The organism is Vibrio ruber DSM 16370 (assembly GCF_900163965.1).
Lineage (GTDB): Bacteria > Pseudomonadota > Gammaproteobacteria > Enterobacterales > Vibrionaceae > Vibrio > Vibrio ruber.
Window position 1 is genome coordinate 114,041 of the sequence record NZ_FULE01000050.1, and the last position, 17,063, is coordinate 131,103.

The 17,063-nt window shown below is 48.8% G+C and carries 16 protein-coding genes; all 16 read right to left on the bottom strand.

The window, feature by feature from the left end; all coding sequences use genetic code 11:
- Window positions 1-51: 51 nt before the first annotated feature.
- Window positions 52-1,143: a hydrogenase nickel incorporation protein HypB gene (hypB, locus tag VR7878_RS17850; protein WP_077337368.1), complete on the bottom strand. Its 1,092-nt coding sequence runs from the start codon at window positions 1,141-1,143 to the stop codon at window positions 52-54.
- Window positions 1,136-1,486, bottom strand: coding sequence for a hydrogenase maturation nickel metallochaperone HypA (gene hypA / locus VR7878_RS17855; protein ID WP_077337369.1), 351 nt, complete (start codon window positions 1,484-1,486; stop codon window positions 1,136-1,138). The genes hypB and hypA overlap by 8 nt, the downstream gene beginning before the upstream one ends.
- Before the next feature lie 9 nt (window positions 1,487-1,495).
- Window positions 1,496-2,497: a hydrogenase expression/formation protein HypE gene (gene hypE, locus VR7878_RS17860; protein WP_077337370.1), complete on the bottom strand. Its 1,002-nt coding sequence runs from the start codon at window positions 2,495-2,497 to the stop codon at window positions 1,496-1,498.
- On the bottom strand, window positions 2,494-3,657 hold the full coding sequence (gene hypD, locus VR7878_RS17865; RefSeq protein ID WP_077337406.1) for a hydrogenase formation protein HypD: 1,164 nt from the start codon (window positions 3,655-3,657) through the stop codon (window positions 2,494-2,496). Before hypD ends, hypE begins: the two co-directional genes overlap by 4 nt.
- A gap of 4 nt (window positions 3,658-3,661) precedes the next feature.
- Complete coding sequence (locus VR7878_RS17870) at window positions 3,662-3,913, bottom strand: HypC/HybG/HupF family hydrogenase formation chaperone (RefSeq protein ID WP_077337371.1); 252 nt, start codon at window positions 3,911-3,913, stop codon at window positions 3,662-3,664.
- 66 nt (window positions 3,914-3,979) lie between these two features.
- Entirely contained in the window at window positions 3,980-6,256 is a 2,277-nt protein-coding gene (gene hypF, locus VR7878_RS17875) for a carbamoyltransferase HypF (protein WP_077337372.1), read from the bottom strand.
- 62 nt (window positions 6,257-6,318) lie between these two features.
- Complete coding sequence (locus VR7878_RS17880) at window positions 6,319-6,897, bottom strand: HupE/UreJ family protein (RefSeq protein WP_077337373.1); 579 nt, start codon at window positions 6,895-6,897, stop codon at window positions 6,319-6,321.
- Window positions 6,898-6,935: 38 nt separating this feature from the next.
- A complete protein-coding gene (fdhD, locus tag VR7878_RS17885; RefSeq protein WP_077337374.1) occupies window positions 6,936-7,763 on the bottom strand; it encodes a formate dehydrogenase accessory sulfurtransferase FdhD in 828 nt (275 codons plus the stop codon).
- A gap of 14 nt (window positions 7,764-7,777) precedes the next feature.
- Entirely contained in the window at window positions 7,778-9,859 is a 2,082-nt protein-coding gene (locus tag VR7878_RS17890) for a sigma 54-interacting transcriptional regulator (protein ID WP_077337375.1), read from the bottom strand.
- 73 nt (window positions 9,860-9,932) lie between these two features.
- Entirely contained in the window at window positions 9,933-12,077 is a 2,145-nt protein-coding gene (gene fdhF / locus VR7878_RS17895) for a formate dehydrogenase subunit alpha (protein ID WP_077337407.1), read from the bottom strand.
- A gap of 43 nt (window positions 12,078-12,120) precedes the next feature.
- On the bottom strand, window positions 12,121-12,669 hold the full coding sequence (locus VR7878_RS17900) for a 4Fe-4S dicluster domain-containing protein (protein WP_077337376.1): 549 nt from the start codon (window positions 12,667-12,669) through the stop codon (window positions 12,121-12,123).
- 240 nt (window positions 12,670-12,909) lie between these two features.
- On the bottom strand, window positions 12,910-13,368 hold the full coding sequence (hycI, locus tag VR7878_RS17905) for a hydrogenase maturation peptidase HycI (protein ID WP_077337377.1): 459 nt from the start codon (window positions 13,366-13,368) through the stop codon (window positions 12,910-12,912).
- Window positions 13,365-13,817: a formate hydrogenlyase maturation HycH family protein gene (locus VR7878_RS17910; protein ID WP_077337378.1), complete on the bottom strand. Its 453-nt coding sequence runs from the start codon at window positions 13,815-13,817 to the stop codon at window positions 13,365-13,367. The genes hycI and VR7878_RS17910 overlap by 4 nt, the downstream gene beginning before the upstream one ends.
- Window positions 13,804-14,622 carry an NADH-quinone oxidoreductase subunit B family protein gene (locus tag VR7878_RS17915; protein WP_077337379.1) on the bottom strand — a complete coding sequence of 273 codons (819 nt, stop codon included), beginning with the start codon at window positions 14,620-14,622 and terminating at the stop codon, window positions 13,804-13,806. The genes VR7878_RS17910 and VR7878_RS17915 overlap by 14 nt, the downstream gene beginning before the upstream one ends.
- On the bottom strand, window positions 14,619-15,314 hold the full coding sequence (locus VR7878_RS17920) for a formate hydrogenlyase complex iron-sulfur subunit (RefSeq protein WP_077337380.1): 696 nt from the start codon (window positions 15,312-15,314) through the stop codon (window positions 14,619-14,621). Before VR7878_RS17920 ends, VR7878_RS17915 begins: the two co-directional genes overlap by 4 nt.
- Before the next feature lie 7 nt (window positions 15,315-15,321).
- Window positions 15,322-17,061, bottom strand: coding sequence for a hydrogenase large subunit (locus VR7878_RS17925; RefSeq protein ID WP_077337381.1), 1,740 nt, complete (start codon window positions 17,059-17,061; stop codon window positions 15,322-15,324).
- Window positions 17,062-17,063: the final 2 nt, after the last annotated feature.

Below are 17,063 nucleotides of genomic sequence, written 5' to 3' on the forward strand. Positions count from 1 at the left end.
CAACGCAAATTTGAGACATTCCTCCAATAAATGACCTTCAACAACGCACCATCAAGATACAAGTTGCTTCTGCTGTTGCGTCAGCCAGTCAATCCAGGCTGACATCCCCTCACCCGTGGTCGCTGAGATTTTGATCACTTGGATATCCGGATTGATCTGACGAGCATTGGCAATACAGGCTTCAATATCAAAATCGACATAGTTCAACAGATCAATTTTATTCACCAGCATCAACTGAGAAGCAGCAAACATATTGGGATACTTCAATGGCTTATCTTCACCTTCAGTGACAGATAAAATGGTGACTTTATGCCGCTCTCCCAGATCAAAACTCGCAGGACAAACTAAATTGCCGACATTTTCAATAAACAAGATGCCAGACGTTTGCATGTCAAGCTGATGATACGCGCGGTGGATCATCTGAGCGTCGAGATGGCAGCCCTTGCCGGTATTGACTTGAATCGCGGGAACAGAGGTTGCCCGAATTCGGTTGGCATCCTGACTGGTCTGTTGATCCCCTTCAATCACTGCGCATGAACAGGTTGATTGCAACTGCTTCAATGTTTCGACCAGTAGCGTCGTTTTACCGGACCCCGGGCTCGACATCAGGTTTAACACCAGTTGGCCATGTTGCTGAAAATGAGCACGGTTTTCATCAGCGATGCGATCATTCTGGCTCAAAATATCTTGTTCCAAATGAATTAACTGGCGCTGAGATACCCCTGTGACATGGGTTTGAGCCGCTCCCTGACCATAATGAAGATCGCCTTGAGTCGTGACCGTTGGCTGATGCGGTGCTTCATGGTCATGATGATGGTGGGAGTCATGCGTGTGAGGCTTTGCAGAAGATTGATGCATCGTCTGCATTTGTGAAGAGACTTCGTCCTGATGAATATGATAATGGATATGATGATGAACGTCGCCCTGATGGCTGTAATGATGATGAACCACCATCGGCTGTACTTTTGACGGTTCAGCATGTGTATGAGGATGGGAATGGTCATGATGGTCATGATGGTCATGATGGTCATGATGGTCATGATGGTCATGATGGTCATGATGGTCATGATGGTCATGATGGTCATGATGGTCATGATGATGCTCATCCAAATGGCTTTCGCCACAACCGCAAACACTACACATAAGATTCTACCTCTATCGATTTAATTTTTAATTCTTCTCCGGTTTCAACTCGCAACTGATACGAATGACATAACGGACAGCCGGTATAATGGGTATCGATTTCAACTGGTTTCTGACATTGTTCACACCAGGCTGTGGCCGGAATCATCTCCACCAAAAATTGCGCCCCTTCCGCTAACGTCTCGCGGCTGGCAAACTGCAATCCCGTCAATAACGCATCCGGTTCAATGCAAGAAAGCACCCCAATCCCCAAGGTAACCGCAGTGATACGATTAACCTGCCGCTGCCGTGCATGTTCTACGACCAGATCAATGGTTTTCAGGCTTAGCGATAATTCATGCATAATTGACTCCTAGCAAATGCGCGGTAACAGTTCACCGGCTGGGAAATCGAGATAACGCCGGCTTCCCCAAGCGCTGTGCAGCACTGGTTTTGCCGGTGATAAGGAAACGGCTTCACCGATCACTGCTGCATGTGCGTTAAACTGATGCAAAATCTCAAGTGTATGCTGTGCCTGCGTTGCTGGAACCGCAATGACAAACGTCCCTTCATTAGCTAAATCATAGGGCTCAAACCCACATAATTCACAGATACCCCGCACGGCATCATCAACCGGGATTTGCGTTTCCTGAATTGCCAGTTGTAAACCACAACTCTGGCACCACTCATTCAGCACCGCAGCCAAACCGCCGCGCGTTGCATCGCGCATTGCATGGATATCAATTGAAGCAGCTAACAACGCCTCAACCACCGGCCACAGTACAGCGCAGTCACTGATGATCGGATGGGCAAGCCGTAATGATTCTCTGGCTGCCAGAATACAGGCACCGTGGCAACCGATATCCCGGGAAACCAAAATCACGTCCCCGGCCATAATCCGCTGCGCCGAGACATCTGCTTTTTGTATCGCACCAATACCGGTGGTATTGATGAACACTTTATCTGCCGCACCTCTGGGCACAACTTTGGTATCACCACAGACGATCTGGGTCTGACCGACAGCAAGCTCTGCTGCCATCGCATCGACAATCGTTTCTAATTCGCTGATGAGCGTGCCTTCTTCAATAATAAAGCTACAGCTCAGATAAGTCGGTTTGGCAGCAACCATCGCCAAATCATTACAGGTACCGGCCACCGCAAGCGTACCGATATTCCCTCCGGCAAAAAAATGGGGAGAGACGGTAAAACTGTCGGTTGTCATGGCTAATGGTGACGGGATATTCAGGGTCGCGGCATCTTCAGCCTGATTGAGAATATCGTTCCCCAGTCGCTGCCAAAACAGATGCTGAATGAGGTGATTCATCTCGACGCCACCACCGCCATGGCTCAATTGAACGGTTTGCTGTTTTTTCATCTGCGAGACTCCTGTGGTTCAATATGAAAACCGGCGTAGCGATAATAAGCATTGCAAGCCCCTTCAGAACTCACCATACAACTGCCCATCGGCCGACTTGGTTGACACGCTTTGCCAAACACTTTGCAATCCGTCGGGCTGGCGAGTCCACGTAAAATATCCCCACAACGGCACGCTTTGTGATCCGGTACTGGCTCCTGCGGTAACAGCGATTCAAACAGCACTTCTGCGTCCAGATCTGCATATTGTGCCCGGAGCTTCAGGGCGGAGTTCGGTATATTTCCCAGCCCACGCCAGTTAAATGCTGCCCGGACTTCAAAAATATCCGCGATACATGCCTGCGCAACCGTATTCCCCTCAAGTGAGACAGCCCGTGTATATTGCGTCTGCAAAGCAGGCTGACCATCAAGCGCAAGTTCGACCAGCATATGTACCGACTCCAATACATCCACCGGCTCAAAGCCGGAAACAACCACCGGAATTTGATAATGCCGGACTATCGGCTGATAAATCTTCGCCCCGGTGATCACGCTGACATGGGATGGGCCGAGAAATGCATTCACCCGGGTCATTGAGTCCGCCATCACCGCATCCATTGCCGGTGGCACCAGCACATGATTGATATGAAAAAAAAGATTGTTCAACTGTAGACGTCGCGCCTGTTGGACTAAAACCGCCGTCATCGGAGTCGTGGTTTCAAAACCGATCGCAAAATAGACCACCTTTTGCTGCGGATTTTGGCGGGCAATTTCAAGTACATCCATCGGATCATAGATTGGCACGACTGACCCGCCGTTAGCCCGGCATTCAGCCAGCGACAAACGAGAGCCCGGTACCCGAATCATATCGCCCAAAGTGACCAAAATGACGCCTTCGGTCTGCGCCAGTATAATCGCATGATCAATACGCTCTTTCGGCATGATACAGACCGGGCATCCCGGCCCGTGGACAAAATGTAAATTCTCCGGAAGTAACTGCTGAATTCCGTATTTCATAATGGTGTGCGTGTGTCCGCCGCACACTTCCATCATGTACAGAGGCTCGGTCAAGTGACACGCTTTCTGGCGAATCTGTTCAGCCAAACCACGAATGACCGCCGGTTCGCGAAAACCCTGATACAAACTCCGGACCGAATCTGTTGCGCTTATTTCGTCATTCATCGCTTCACCCAATCCACATCTCATCAGAACCGACCTGACTGATCAGGTCGCGATAGGTTTGCAGGCTCTCCTTGGCTTCTTGCTGATCAATTTTACTGATCGCAAATCCCACATGAATCAGTAAGTGGTCACCGACCTGAATTGGTTCTGATATCAAGTGAGTACTAACTTCTCGCTCGACACCTAACGTATCGACGACCGCGGTCATCTGCTCATGTTCGACACTGACAACACTTGCGGGAATACATAAACACATCACTCGTTACTCTCTGTTGTCCGAAGATTCGGCCACAAGGCTTCACCATCGGATAATTCTGCTCAATCAGCGTTGGTGAATGCCATACCAAAGCTGCCCCATCGCAATACCGCTGTCATTCACCGGGATCATCGTACCGCTATATATCGGCTGGGCTTCGTCCTGTTTCTGCCACAAGACATCCATCAACAATCGATTTTGAAAGACGCCGCCACTGACAATAACCGGCAGGGACGGATAACGACCGGCCATCTGTTGAATCGCCCCGGCTAATGCTGCTATCAACCCCAGACATGCGTCAGAAACCGCTGCTTGGCTCAGCCAAATTTGGGATTCAATACACCGAATTAATAATGGTTTCCAATCCAGTAGCGACGTCCCGTCTGCCCAGTTCATTTCCCAAGGGATCTCTGCTTGCCCGGCAGTCATGGCTGCGGATTCCACCAGTAAGCCACTTTCGCCGTCAAAATCAGGACGATCAAGCAATGCGCCTAAACAAGCCCACGCATCAAATAAACGCCCGACAGAAGAACACAGCGGAGAGTGTTGACCGGACAACCACAGCTGATGCAGATTAGAAAAATCATGATCATCCCATCCCTGAAAGGCCGGGTGTGCCAGCGAGCGAATCTCTTGCAACGAATAACATTCCAGCAGCATTGCCAGCAAAATTCGGGCAGGTTCACGAATCGCCCGCTCGCCGCCAATCAAACGAAAAGGTCTTAAACTGCCACAACGCTGATAACCTTGAGTATCAGCCAGTAACACTTCACCGCCCCAAACCGTGTCATCATCCCCCATGCCGGTACCGTCAAATGCAAACCCTAATACGGGGTCGGTGATTTGATATTCCGCCATTACGGCCAGAATGTGGGCGTGATGATGCTGCACCGGTAAAATGCCGCCTGATCGCGTGTGAGCTGACTGGGTCGAAAAATATCCCGGATGATAGTCACACACCCAATGTGACGGTTCACACTGGTATAAATGTTGAAACAATGAAATAGTCTTTTCATAGCGCTGTTGGGTGTCGAGATCATCCAGATCACCGATATAAGGAGACAACATCGACTGTCCGGATAACGCCATAGCAATGGTCGATTTTTGCTGCGCGCCCATCGCGACAATCGGGGCGCCCTGATAATCACTGTGATGACTGAATGGTGCGTAACCTCGCGCCATTCTCAGCACCCGTATGGTATTACCAGCGTAATGCACAATGCTATCGTCACAGGGGTTGGCAATCGGCCGGTCATGATCCAGCACAGCGTCCAAAGCCTCCCCAAACAAGCGCAGCATTTCATCGCCGTCTGTTACTAATGGCATCCCGGACAGATTCCCACTGGTCATCACGAGAACAGGCTCGCTTCGGTAGCGACGATATTGTTCAAACAACAGATGGTGTAACGGGGTATAAGGGAGCATTACGCCCAAGTAAGGACGGTCACACGCCACTTCAGGGACAAGCTCAGGATGAGGCCGCCGGTTCATCAGCACGATCGGTGCTGCACTGGCCTTTAGTGCCTGCCATTCGGCGGGCTCTCCGGTAACATATTGCGCCGCGGTTGCGACACCATCGACCATCACCGCAAAAGGTTTACGCTGACGGTATTTCATTTGGCGCAATTTGCTAACACTCACTGACGATGTTGCATCACAAACCAGATGAAATCCGCCAAGCCCTTTTACCGCGATCACCCCGCCTTGGCTAAGTATCTCAGCCGCTTGCTCAAACACTTGATCATGTTGTGTGGTCAGCGTTCCCCGGGCATGACGCAAAGCAACCTTCGGCCCGCAATGGTGGCAACTGGTCGGCTGGGCATGATAACGCCGGTTGCTCGGCGCTTGATAAGCCTGCAAACAAGACGGGCAGAAATCAAACCCTTTCATTGTTGTGTTGCCCCGGTCATAAGGCAGTTGCTCAATAATCGAATATCTGGGGCCACAATGCGTACAGTTGATAAACGGATAGTGATAATAAGGGGAGTGTTGATCATACATTTCAGATAAACACTCGGGACAAATTGATTGATCCGGAGAAACACTGACCGCAACCTGTTTATCACGTTGACTCGGGTGAATGGTAAAGCCTTGTATTCGCCCCAAACGCTGTCGAGCACAAATCACATCATCAACCCGGGCAAGCCGGGGCGAGCGTTCTCTCAGCGCCCGGACAAACAAATCGAGCGCCTCTTTGTGTCCCTGAACATCAATTTTGACGCCTTCAGAGCTATTCATCACCCATCCGGTTAAATGATGCTGAACAGCGAGTTGATAAACAAAGGGGCGGAAACCAACCCCCTGAACAACACCGGAAACACAAATAAAATATCGTTCATTCATGGCAAAACCAGCCTTGAGAACTCTTGAGCACGAAGGGCACCAGCAAGCTTAAAGCGCACTGATTAAGAGAGGAGAAAAGACCCACCCAGCATTGCGACAACGGCACCTAGCGCTTTGACCAAACGACCACTGGCAGAAAAACGTAACACGGCACTCCCGATAGCGATCCCACTCAGATGGAGCAGAAAAGTAGACAAGACAAAACCGCTGAAATAAGCCAGAGCATGACTATTAAATGGCATCTCCGCACCGTGTGCCATGCCATGAAATACCGCAAATGCCATGACTAAAACCGTCACCCACTGATGAGAAATTTGTACACTACGCCACAGTAACAGCCCCATGACGACAACACTCAACGCAATATAAAGTTCGACGCCCGGAATAACTAAACCGGATACGCCTAAAATGCCTCCGACAATCATCAACGCAATGAAAGAAAGTGGCATCTGCCAGCGGCTTCTTCCCCCAAATAAAGCCGCCAATATGCCGACACTAATCATCACACTAAGATGATCGACACCAGTCAGCGGATGCAAGATGCCACTTTCAAAACCATGATCACCACCGTGGCCGGGATGCGCCAACGCCAGTGGAGAAAACAATACCAGTAACCCGGGGATTAAATTCTTTATTTTCATTCTCTTATCTCTTTATCTTAAACTAAATACATTCCCAACTATTGATTCAACCCGAGAATCCTTTCTGCGTGTGTATAAATATTGGCTTGTCCCGGGCGGCAGTAGCCGCACAGCGTCACATTGAGACGTTCCGCCAAATCAACCGCCATATCGGTCGCGGCAGAGATGGCACATAAAATTTCAATGCCTCCGGCGGCGGCTTTCTGCACCATTTCAAAACTGGCCCGGCTCGTGACTAATACCACCCCTTTCTGTTTATGATGTTTGGTGACCCAACCGATCAATTTGTCGAGTGCGATATGCCGTCCGACATCTTCAAATAATGCTTCCGGCTCACCATGTATATTCAGATAGGCAGCTGCATGGCAGGCACCGGTCAATTGATTGAGTTGTTGACTCTGTTTCAACTGGTTTAAAGCACTATCTAATTTCTGCACATGAAACGTTGTATGATTTTCCAGTGGTGTCTGTACCCGGCAAACATGGGTCAGCTGATCCGTACCACAGAGGCCGCACCCCGTCATGCCTGCCATCGTACGCCGTTTTTCCTGCAGACGATGGATACAGCGATTGGCAATCTCAATCGAGAGCGTAATCCCATCAGGGCTCATCTGAATGCTGATATCATGAATATCACGATCATGATCAATAATGCCTTCCGTCAGCGAAAAACCAACGGCAAACATATCCAGATCTCTGGGGGTACACATCATAACGGTGTAAGCAACCCCGTTATATTCCAAAGCAACAGGCACTTCTTGAATCAGTGTATCGTCAACCAAATGACACTGATTATCCTGCCGATAACGAACAATTTTTTTATGACTGACAGAATCTATATTCTGTACCGTGAAAGATTCATTCATAGGTCAATCCTGATTCATGACGAGGTAGATTCAGTCTCAGGCAAATAGTCCTTGCTGCTAATCCCCATCCGTTGCATTCGTGACAGTAATGTTGTCCTTTTTAACCCGAGTTTTGCAGCGGCACCACGTGCACCGGCCACAATCCCATTACTTTCTTTTAGCGCCTGAATCACCGTATCACGATTTATTTCAATCGTATCTTTTTTATCGTGATGAACGTCCGATACATTGCTTTGCTGCTGCGATTCAGCTTTCGGAATTTCCAGCCCCAATTTGACGAGCTCATCCAGTGGTGCGTTCAGTACATCGCCACGGGTCAGAATCACTGAGCGTTCAATAAAATTGCGTAATTGTCTGACATTCCCGGGCCAGGCAAACGCGGTCAGCGCTCTCATCGTTTCATTGGTAATCGCGGTAATATTTTTGCCCATCTGTTTGGCGATCACGCGGGTAAAATGTTTCACCAATAGAGGAATATCTTCAGGCCGCTGACGAAGCGGTGGGATCTCTATCGGAAAAATATTTAACCGGTAATACAGATCATTACGAAACGTTTTTTCCTGAACCATGGAGAGCAAATCAGCATTAGTTGCCACCACAATCCGCACATCGACCTGAATCAACTGGTTTTTCCCGACCCGCTCAATTTCATTTTCCTGCAATACCCGCAACAGTTTCGGTTGTAACTCCAGCGGCATATCACCGATTTCATCTAAAAACAGTGTGCCTTGATGCGCCTGCTCAAAACGCCCGACCCGCTGATGAACAGCACCGGTAAATGCGCCGCGCTCATGGCCGAAAAGTTCACTCTCAAATAAGCCTTCCGGTACCGCGGCGCAGTTCATTTTTATCATTCGCTTTTGACTACGCCGGCTCATTTTATGAATCGCCCGGGCGACCAACTCTTTACCGGTACCGGTCTCGCCCAGAATCAAAACGGTACTATCACAGTCTGCCACCATCGCAACCTGATCGAGCACACGATTCATCGCCTCACTCTGGCTGATGATGTCATCAAAAATACGCTGTTTCTCATCCTTTGATGCAATCGAAATATATTCGCTTTTGGGCAGCACTTTGGTATGGGTTTCATGCACACTCAGACTATGCATCGCCATTGCAACCCGTGCCGCTATTTGCTGAAGTAAGTCAAGATCAAGTGCCACTTCCTGATGCTTTTTGTTGAGCATGTAAGCGATATATCCGACGCGATTGGTACGAAACACCATAGGAATCACGATCAGTTGTTCAATATCTTCGGCAAATTCGATGGCATTCTTCTGAAAGAACAATGGCCGCAAATTATCCCCCTGAATCAACACCGGAGAATAAGGATCTACTGTATTCTGAAACGCACTGTCATCACTGAAAAAGTGGCACTGATGACGGATTTCTCCCTGAATCAAATCACTGGTGTACTGGATATAATGTCCCTGATAGGGTTCTATCAGTGCCAGATGATGCATCGCAAAATGTTGATTCAGACAACGCAACAAAGAATTCAGTAGCGTTTCTTTACTGTTTTGGCTGATCACGGCATTCGTGACATCCACTAAAATATGATAGTTATCTCGTTCATGGCTAAGCTGCTGCGCCATATTCGATGCTAATTCATGCTCGACAACATGGGCAATGAAAGACACCAGAATGCTACTAACCATGCGAAATTGCTTTTCACCATCCTCCATGTTACTGAGCTTGGGGTTGATGAATTCAATCACACCCAGCTGCTGACTGACCGTGTTCAGCGGCATTTTGCAATAATGATCAATGCCCCGGTAAGCCGGATGACCGGCAAAATGGGGATAGTAATAAGCGAAGCCGTCACCATCGAGTTCGTAAATACCATCATCATAAGACTGATGATATAAACCGCTCTCTTGCGGATGAAATGTCTCATGCTGAACTTGCTGATTGCTGTCAACATAGTAAAGAATCAATTCGTCAGAAACTTCCCGGTGAAGGATAATGTTCATCCGTTCGACCTGAAGAAATGAACATTCATCGTCATTTAGAAATTTCAACAAGTCATACATATCGTGGATCGACAGCATGGCTTGTGAAAATTTCATCAACTCTTGAGCAATTCTATTCATAATCAGTCACGACTCAATCAAAGGCTCTTTACAGAACATTGTACACAGACGTAAAGAGCCGATATTGATCTAATCACGCATATGCAACATGTGATTTAAGTCGCGCTTTTATTTGACTATACTCAGACTGAACATGGTTCTCTGCCCACGCCTGATCCTCAATCGCTTCGACCTTGACAGCACAATACTTGAACTCAGGTGTACTCGAAATCGGATCGACATGCTCAATCGTTAACTCATTACATGCACCAACCCACCACTGATAAGTCATATAAACCGCACCAACATTGACCCGTTCTGATACATTGGCGCGTGTAATAACTTTGCCTCGCCGGGAAGAAACCCAGACTAACTGCTGATCCGCAATTCCCAGCTGCTTCGCATCAGCGGGGTTCATTTGGACATATCCCGGCTCATCGGCCAATGTAGACAGGGCTTTGCAGTTCCCGGTCATGGAGCGGCATGAATAGTGACCGACTTCCCGTACGGTGGAGAGCACCAAAGGAAATTCTGCGTCTGTTTGTTCCAACGGCGGACGCCAAGGTGCACCGATAAACTTGCCTTTTCCTGATGGCGTCGCAAACTTATTGCCTTCAAACAAGAATGAAGTACCGGGGTGATCTTCGGTCGGGCACGGCCACATCACGGATTTAAGCCCTGCCATTTTTTCGTAAGTAACACCGGCAAACAGCGGTGTCAGTGCACGCATTTCATCCCAGATTTCTTGGGTATTTTCATAATGCATCGGATAACCCATTCGCGTGGCTAACAGACTGAAAATCTCCCAGTCAGGTTTGACGCCTTCAGGCGGAGTCACCGCTTTGTAGAAACGCTGGAATCCCCGATCCGCACTGGTATACACCCCTTCATGTTCTCCCCAACTGGTAGACGGGAAAATAATATCAGCCATTTCAGCAGTTTTGGTCATGAAGATATCTTGCACGATTACCAGCTCTAACTGACGCATCGTCTCCCGCATCGCATTCAGGTCTGCTTCGGTCTGCGCTGGATCTTCACCAAAAATGTAGAACGCTTTACAAGCACCTTCTGCCACTTTATGACCGATTTCAGTCATGCGATAACCGGGTTTTGCCGATAGTTTAACGCCCCAAGCCTGCTCAAATTTCTCACGGATTTTATCGTCAGTCACAGACTGATACCCTGGGAACTGATGCGGCAACATGCCTAAATCACAGGTGCCCTGCACATTATTCTGTCCCCGAACCGGACCACAACCGACCCCACGACGACCAAAGTTACCTGTCATTAATGCCAGGCCGGCCAAACCACGAACCACATCAACCGCCTGACCAAACTGGGTAACACCCATGCCCCATAAAATCATCGAACCGGAAGACTTGGCATAAGTCCGAGCAGCTTGGCGAACTTCAGCCGCTTTCAGTCCCGTCAGATGTTCGACTTTTTCAGGCGCATAATCCATGACAATCTTGCGGAACTCATCAAACCCTTCGGTGTAATTTTGTACATATGATTTATCATAGAGATTTTCATCAATCAGTGTATAAGCCAACGCGTTGACGACCGCCATATTGGCGCCGTTTTTCAAGGAGAGCCATTGATCTGCAACCCGGACCGATTCAATCTTACGCGGGTCACAAACAATGACTTTGGCACCGTTTTCACGCGCTTTTAAAATACGTTTGGCAATCACCGGATGAGAGTCGGCAACGTTATAACCGAAAATCAGCAAGCATTTTGCTTCTTCGATTTCAGGAATGGCATTACTCATCGCACCATTGCCGACCACCGATTCCAAACCTGCAACTGAAGGGGCGTGACAAACACGTGCACAGTGGTCAACGTTATTGGTGCCAATCACCGCCCGGGCAAATTTTTGCATCACATAATTGGATTCATTGCCCGGCCCTCTGGCTGAACCGGTAGTCATAATCGCGTCGGGACCATATTTCTGCTTGATTGCCGACAGTTTTTCGACCGCGAAATCTAACGCTTCATCCCAAGAAACCGCTTCAAGTTTGTCACCTTTCGTGCGACGAATCATCGGCTGTTTCAAACGTGGCGTCAGCAGTTGGGTATCATTTAAAAAATCCCACCCATAGTATCCTTTTAAGCACAACTGGCCTTCATTGGTTCGACCATTGGCAGGCTCTGCACCAACCACTTTATTGTTTTCAACTAAAAGATTTAACTTACATCCCGTACCACAATAGGGGCACACGACTAATTTTTTTTCGATCATAATTTTCTCACTATCCCCGATATTCCATTTTCATGCTGCTTCAAACCGAAATCACGGAAGCCTGACTTGCTGCCGCTTCTCGTTTTTGTTGACTGGTTTGTTGCAGTGACTCAGGTGCAATCAAACGAATCGCCTCTGTCGGACAAACCTGAACACAAGCAGGCCCTGCTTCTCGGTGTGAACATAAATCACATTTCAGCGCTTGGGATTGAGGCACTTGTTTTTGGAAAAGCGCGGCATGTTCAGACACCGTATTTCTCATTCGGGTCATGACACTCATCGCACCATACGGACAGGCAATCACACAGGTCTTACAGCCAATACAACGGGATTGAATCACCTTCACGTAACCATCTTCATGAACGATGGCATGATTCGGGCAAACTTGTGCACACGGAGCGTCGTCACACTGACGACACATCACAGGAACGGAAACTTCTGCATTTTTTACCAGTTGTAAACGTGGCGCAAAGTCCTCGTTCCCGTTCAAAGTACCCGATGACTCATCCTGATGAGCGACCGCACAGGCAATCTCACAGGTTCGACAACCAATACACTTATTGGCGTCAGCAAAAACAAATCGATTCATGCTGTATCCTTTTTGTGTCAATACAACAGAGTACCTTCAGACTCTGGGGGGTGGTTAATCATTACAGGCACAAGACGTGCCAATCCGGGAGTTACTATTTGAAATCATTTAATCCAATGATTTATAAGAAAAAATAAGTGACAAATTAAAAAACAAATCCAATCGGGAAGAACGCCTAAGCCCTTGACCCGATTGTTCAACGACAAAAGTGTCGAAGTTCGACACTTTTGTCGTCACGCGTTAGCAATGGCTAAAAACATTATCGTCACGCCATTCAGGTAACGATTGATAAACCGTCTCAACAGCATCGATAACCATCTGGGTCATCGGTGCAGCAAAGGCGACAATTGCGGGCTGAATCCCGATAAAACTGACATGAGGCACAAACGTTTTCAGCTCATCGATCAGAAAATTCAACGGCAGACTATGGGTAGAAACCATAAACATCTCAGCAATGGTATCGGGATCAATAACGCGAATTTCCCCAGCCTTTTCACCAAAATCAGCGGCATCAACAACCAGAACACGCTCCGGCTTGATGTGACGAATCCGATGTAGGGTATCTTCCGGCATGGTGCCGCCTTCTAATACTTCCCAACTGTCTATCGGTTGTTCCCGACACCGCTTAGCCAGCAAGGGGCCGGCACCGTCATCACCCATCATAGAGTTACCGACCGTCAATAATATTTGTCTACTCATTGCACCGTTCCTCGTACCATCAAATACATCATCGGCTCTTGATGAATGGCATTGAGAATCTCGATCAACCCTGCGGTCAAACGCTGTGATGTCTCAGACTGGGTCGCGGGGTTGATTTGCTGAAATGCCGTCGCCAACATATGAATGTGCTCAGGGAAAATCGTAATCTCTCCGAATTTGAGAAAGCCACTCATTTTCCGGTACGCTTCACTGTCTTTCGGTAATCCTTCAATCCACGCTAAATACTCTTCACCGTGGCAATCCATATCGGACTGGAGACAATCGACAATACCAAGGTGGTGCCCAATCGCCAGACTGTAATACATGATCTGTTGTGCTTCTTGAGGCACCTCTTTTTCATCAACAAACTTGCGCGTTAACCGATAAAAGCGCACCCGTTCTTTTAAGTGTCTCGAATACTTTTCGCTTTGCGCTTCAGCCACAGCCATGACAGGCACCTCCTTTGAGTTCATCGCCCACCAGCTGCTTCATCACCGAACGCATCAGCGTTTCAACAATTTCCGTCAGACGCGGATCGTTATGCTGATGAATATAGGCTTGGATCTGTGCATCCACATTGTCGGCATGGCACCCTTCCAGCACAGACATCAGCTCATCCGCAATGCGGTTGCCCTGACGATAACCGGCTAACAGGCGGGCTTCCCGTTCGAGCATGACCCGGATATCTTGCGGAATACCGGTATGACTCAAACTGGCAGGCTCAGCCTCGGCATCATGGTTTTTGGCATGCATTTTTTGTTCAAGTAACCCTAAGGCCACCGCGAATCCATACAGTGTGGCCGCCGGGGTCGGGGGGCAACCGGGAATATAAACATCCACCGGAACGATTTTGTCTGTGCCGCCCCAGACACAATAGAGATCATGAAAAATGCCGCCGTCACAGCCACATGCGCCATACGACACCACAATTTTCGGATCAGGAGCCGCTTCATAAGCCCGTAAAGCAGGGGCTCGCATCGCTCGTGTGACCGCACCGGTAAAGAGTAGGATATCGGCATGACGCGGGCTGGCAACCACTTTGATCCCGAATCGCTCGGTATCATAAACGGGGGTTGTGGCTGCAAAAATTTCAATTTCACAACCATTACATCCCCCACAGTCCACCCGATAAACATAGGCTGACCGTTTGATCTGTTTCAACAGGCTTTGCTTTAATGCCTGATGTTCAGGGGGGACTTCAACAGGCTGAGTCTGTGTATGATGAACACCCGATAATTGCTGAATACCTTTCACTGGACCTCCTCACGATTGATATCGGTGGCATTGATATCAGTGCCATTGATAGTGGGCATATGGCTCGCAGAATGAACATTCTCTGACATACCGGAATCAGGATGAATGGCAGAGATACCTGTAGTATCGATAGTGTTGACCGGTATCTGCTCGGCAGTCACGTAGCGGTTACATGCCAAATTTTGCCCATCCAGCATATTGGCCTGCCGACGACATTCCGGACAGCTTTCCAGCTGGTGACGACGCATGTCTAACGACTCACCACTCAACCCCGCGTGCTGAAGTATTTCCATAACATAATGGAATAATTTTTTAGCGATGAAAGGACGATCACATTCCCGGCAATTGACCAACTCAAACTCAGCCTGTTCATACAAATCTGCTTTGTTGGTCACAGCCAGTTCGAACTGTTGTGACAAGACCAATGCATGCGTCGGACACACTTCTTCACAACGTCCGCAGTAGATACAACGCGCCAGAGAAAGCTCCCAGCGACGGGTGCCCTTCTGTTCATCAGTCTCCATCACTAACGCGTTGGCAGGACAGGCTCTCATGCAGGCACCACAAGCAATACACTGTGTTGCGTCCAGTTCTGGCTTGCCCCGAAAATCCGTGCTGACTTCATACGGCGCAAAAGGATACCTGGCCGTGGCATCGCCGGTTTTTAAAACTGTTTTGAATAGTTTTAACATCACAACCTCACATTGATTTCAGGGGTGAGTTTTTCCGATTGATGCTGTACTGCTCAATCGTTTTGTACGGCACGGTTTGAGACCGTTTTTTCTTGGTATCAATGATGGTCACGCGATCCGTACAGGAATAACAAGGATCAAGACTACCGATAATCAGGGGCGCATCGGCAACCGTATTCCCCCGCAGCATATAACGCAGCGTCGGCCAGTTGGCATAAGTGGCAGCCCGACAGCGCCAGCGGAACAGCTTCTGGTTATCCCCCGTCATACTCCAGTGGATATTTTCACCGCGTGGTGCCTCGGTAAATCCCAAAGCAAACCGATGTGGGACATACTGAAAGTCTTCAGTCAAGATTGCTCCCTCGGGGAGATGATCTAATCCGAACTCAGCGATATTGAGTGAATCGAACACTTCGCGGATTCGAATCAGCAGGCGCGCCTGTACATCGCCACTGTCAAAATGGTGTAACCCGAGCGGAACCTGCCCGTAAGATTCCAGCGACTGACCATGTACCACCCGGGCATCGCGGGCAAATCCACTGCCACGCACCAAAGGGCCTACCGGGCTAAAGTCTCGGGCAATGTCTTTTGCAAGTACACCGACACCGGAGATCCGGCTGTCAATATTCGGCGTCGAAAGCAGTACATCGACCAACTCGGTAAATGACTGGCGAACTTCACGAATCATGGCAATGCCTTTGGTTCGCTGTTCTTTAAGGAAGTCACGCCGCACCCCGCCAATCAAGTTCATGCCGTAGGTTTTTCTGGCACCGGTCAGTAACTCCGCAAGTTCCATGGTTTTCTCACGCACGCGGAAAAATTGCATGAAACCGGAATCAAATCCGACAAAGTGGCTGGACAGGCCGATATTGAGTAAATGACTGTGTAAGCGCTCGACTTCCAGTAACACGGTCCGAATCATCTTGCCGCGTTCCGGGACTTCGATGTTCAGTGCGGTTTCGATAGAATTGTTATAACCGACGCTATGGGTAAATCCACAGATGCCGCACACGCGATCTGCAAGAAACCCGACTTCATGATAGCCCATCCGCGTTTCAGCTAACTTTTCCATGCCGCGGTGAACATAAAACATCCGATAATCGGCATCGACAATATCTTCACCATCAACAAATAAGCGGAAATGGCCGGGTTCGTCACTGGTGATATGCAAAGGCCCGACGGGCACGATCCGATCGGAATCGCTTCCCAGTTCATTGATAAACGGATAAGTTTCCGTCTCTGTTGTCGGTTGCGGACGTTGACGATAATCCATCGCATCTTTACGCAATGGGTGCAAATCTTCCGGCCAGTCATCGGGCAGCACCAGACGACGCTCGTCCGGCAAACCAATCGGGCGCAGACCGAACATATCGCGGATCTCGCGCTCTCCCCACACGGCTGCCGGGATCTCAGGTGTGATCGAAATAAATTCCTGATCGTTTGCATTCACCAAAACTTTGACGATCACCCAACTTTTCACTTCGCCTTCCATCGATAAAGCATGATAAACGCCGAAACAGCCGTTTAATGTCCGTTCATCATTACCAAAAGAAACGGATAACCATCCTCCTTGGTCGTAGTAGAGCCATTTCATCACCTCAACCAACGAGGTCATTTTTACGGTCAACGTCACCTGATTGTCGGCCTGCCAGGTTTCATCTTCTATTGCCGCAGGAAAATGTTGACGCACCCCATCGACATAGAGCTTCCCGATCTGCTGTTGCGTGTTTCTATTCAATTGATCCATGT

What these genes read in the sequence shown, in the direction of transcription:
- hypB (WP_077337368.1), bottom strand. Translation starts at nt 1,143, where the DNA reads ATGTGTAGTGTTTGCGGTTGTGGCGAAAGCCATTTGGATGAGCATCAT.
- hypA (WP_077337369.1), bottom strand. Translation starts at nt 1,486, where the DNA reads ATGCATGAATTATCGCTAAGCCTGAAAACCATTGATCTGGTCGTAGAA.
- VR7878_RS17920 (WP_077337380.1), bottom strand. Translation starts at nt 15,314, where the DNA reads ATGTTAAAACTATTCAAAACAGTTTTAAAAACCGGCGATGCCACGGCC.
- VR7878_RS17890 (WP_077337375.1), bottom strand. Translation starts at nt 9,859, where the DNA reads ATGAATAGAATTGCTCAAGAGTTGATGAAATTTTCACAAGCCATGCTG.
- VR7878_RS17900 (WP_077337376.1), bottom strand. Translation starts at nt 12,669, where the DNA reads ATGAATCGATTTGTTTTTGCTGACGCCAATAAGTGTATTGGTTGTCGA.
- fdhD (WP_077337374.1), bottom strand. Translation starts at nt 7,763, where the DNA reads ATGAATGAATCTTTCACGGTACAGAATATAGATTCTGTCAGTCATAAA.
- hypD (WP_077337406.1), bottom strand. Translation starts at nt 3,657, where the DNA reads ATGAATGACGAAATAAGCGCAACAGATTCGGTCCGGAGTTTGTATCAG.
- VR7878_RS17880 (WP_077337373.1), bottom strand. Translation starts at nt 6,897, where the DNA reads ATGAAAATAAAGAATTTAATCCCCGGGTTACTGGTATTGTTTTCTCCA.
- hypE (WP_077337370.1), bottom strand. Translation starts at nt 2,497, where the DNA reads ATGAAAAAACAGCAAACCGTTCAATTGAGCCATGGCGGTGGTGGCGTC.
- VR7878_RS17925 (WP_077337381.1), bottom strand. Translation starts at nt 17,061, where the DNA reads ATGGATCAATTGAATAGAAACACGCAACAGCAGATCGGGAAGCTCTAT.
- VR7878_RS17870 (WP_077337371.1), bottom strand. Translation starts at nt 3,913, where the DNA reads ATGTGTTTATGTATTCCCGCAAGTGTTGTCAGTGTCGAACATGAGCAG.
- VR7878_RS17910 (WP_077337378.1), bottom strand. Translation starts at nt 13,817, where the DNA reads ATGGCTGTGGCTGAAGCGCAAAGCGAAAAGTATTCGAGACACTTAAAA.
- hypF (WP_077337372.1), bottom strand. Translation starts at nt 6,256, where the DNA reads ATGAATGAACGATATTTTATTTGTGTTTCCGGTGTTGTTCAGGGGGTT.
- hycI (WP_077337377.1), bottom strand. Translation starts at nt 13,368, where the DNA reads ATGAGTAGACAAATATTATTGACGGTCGGTAACTCTATGATGGGTGAT.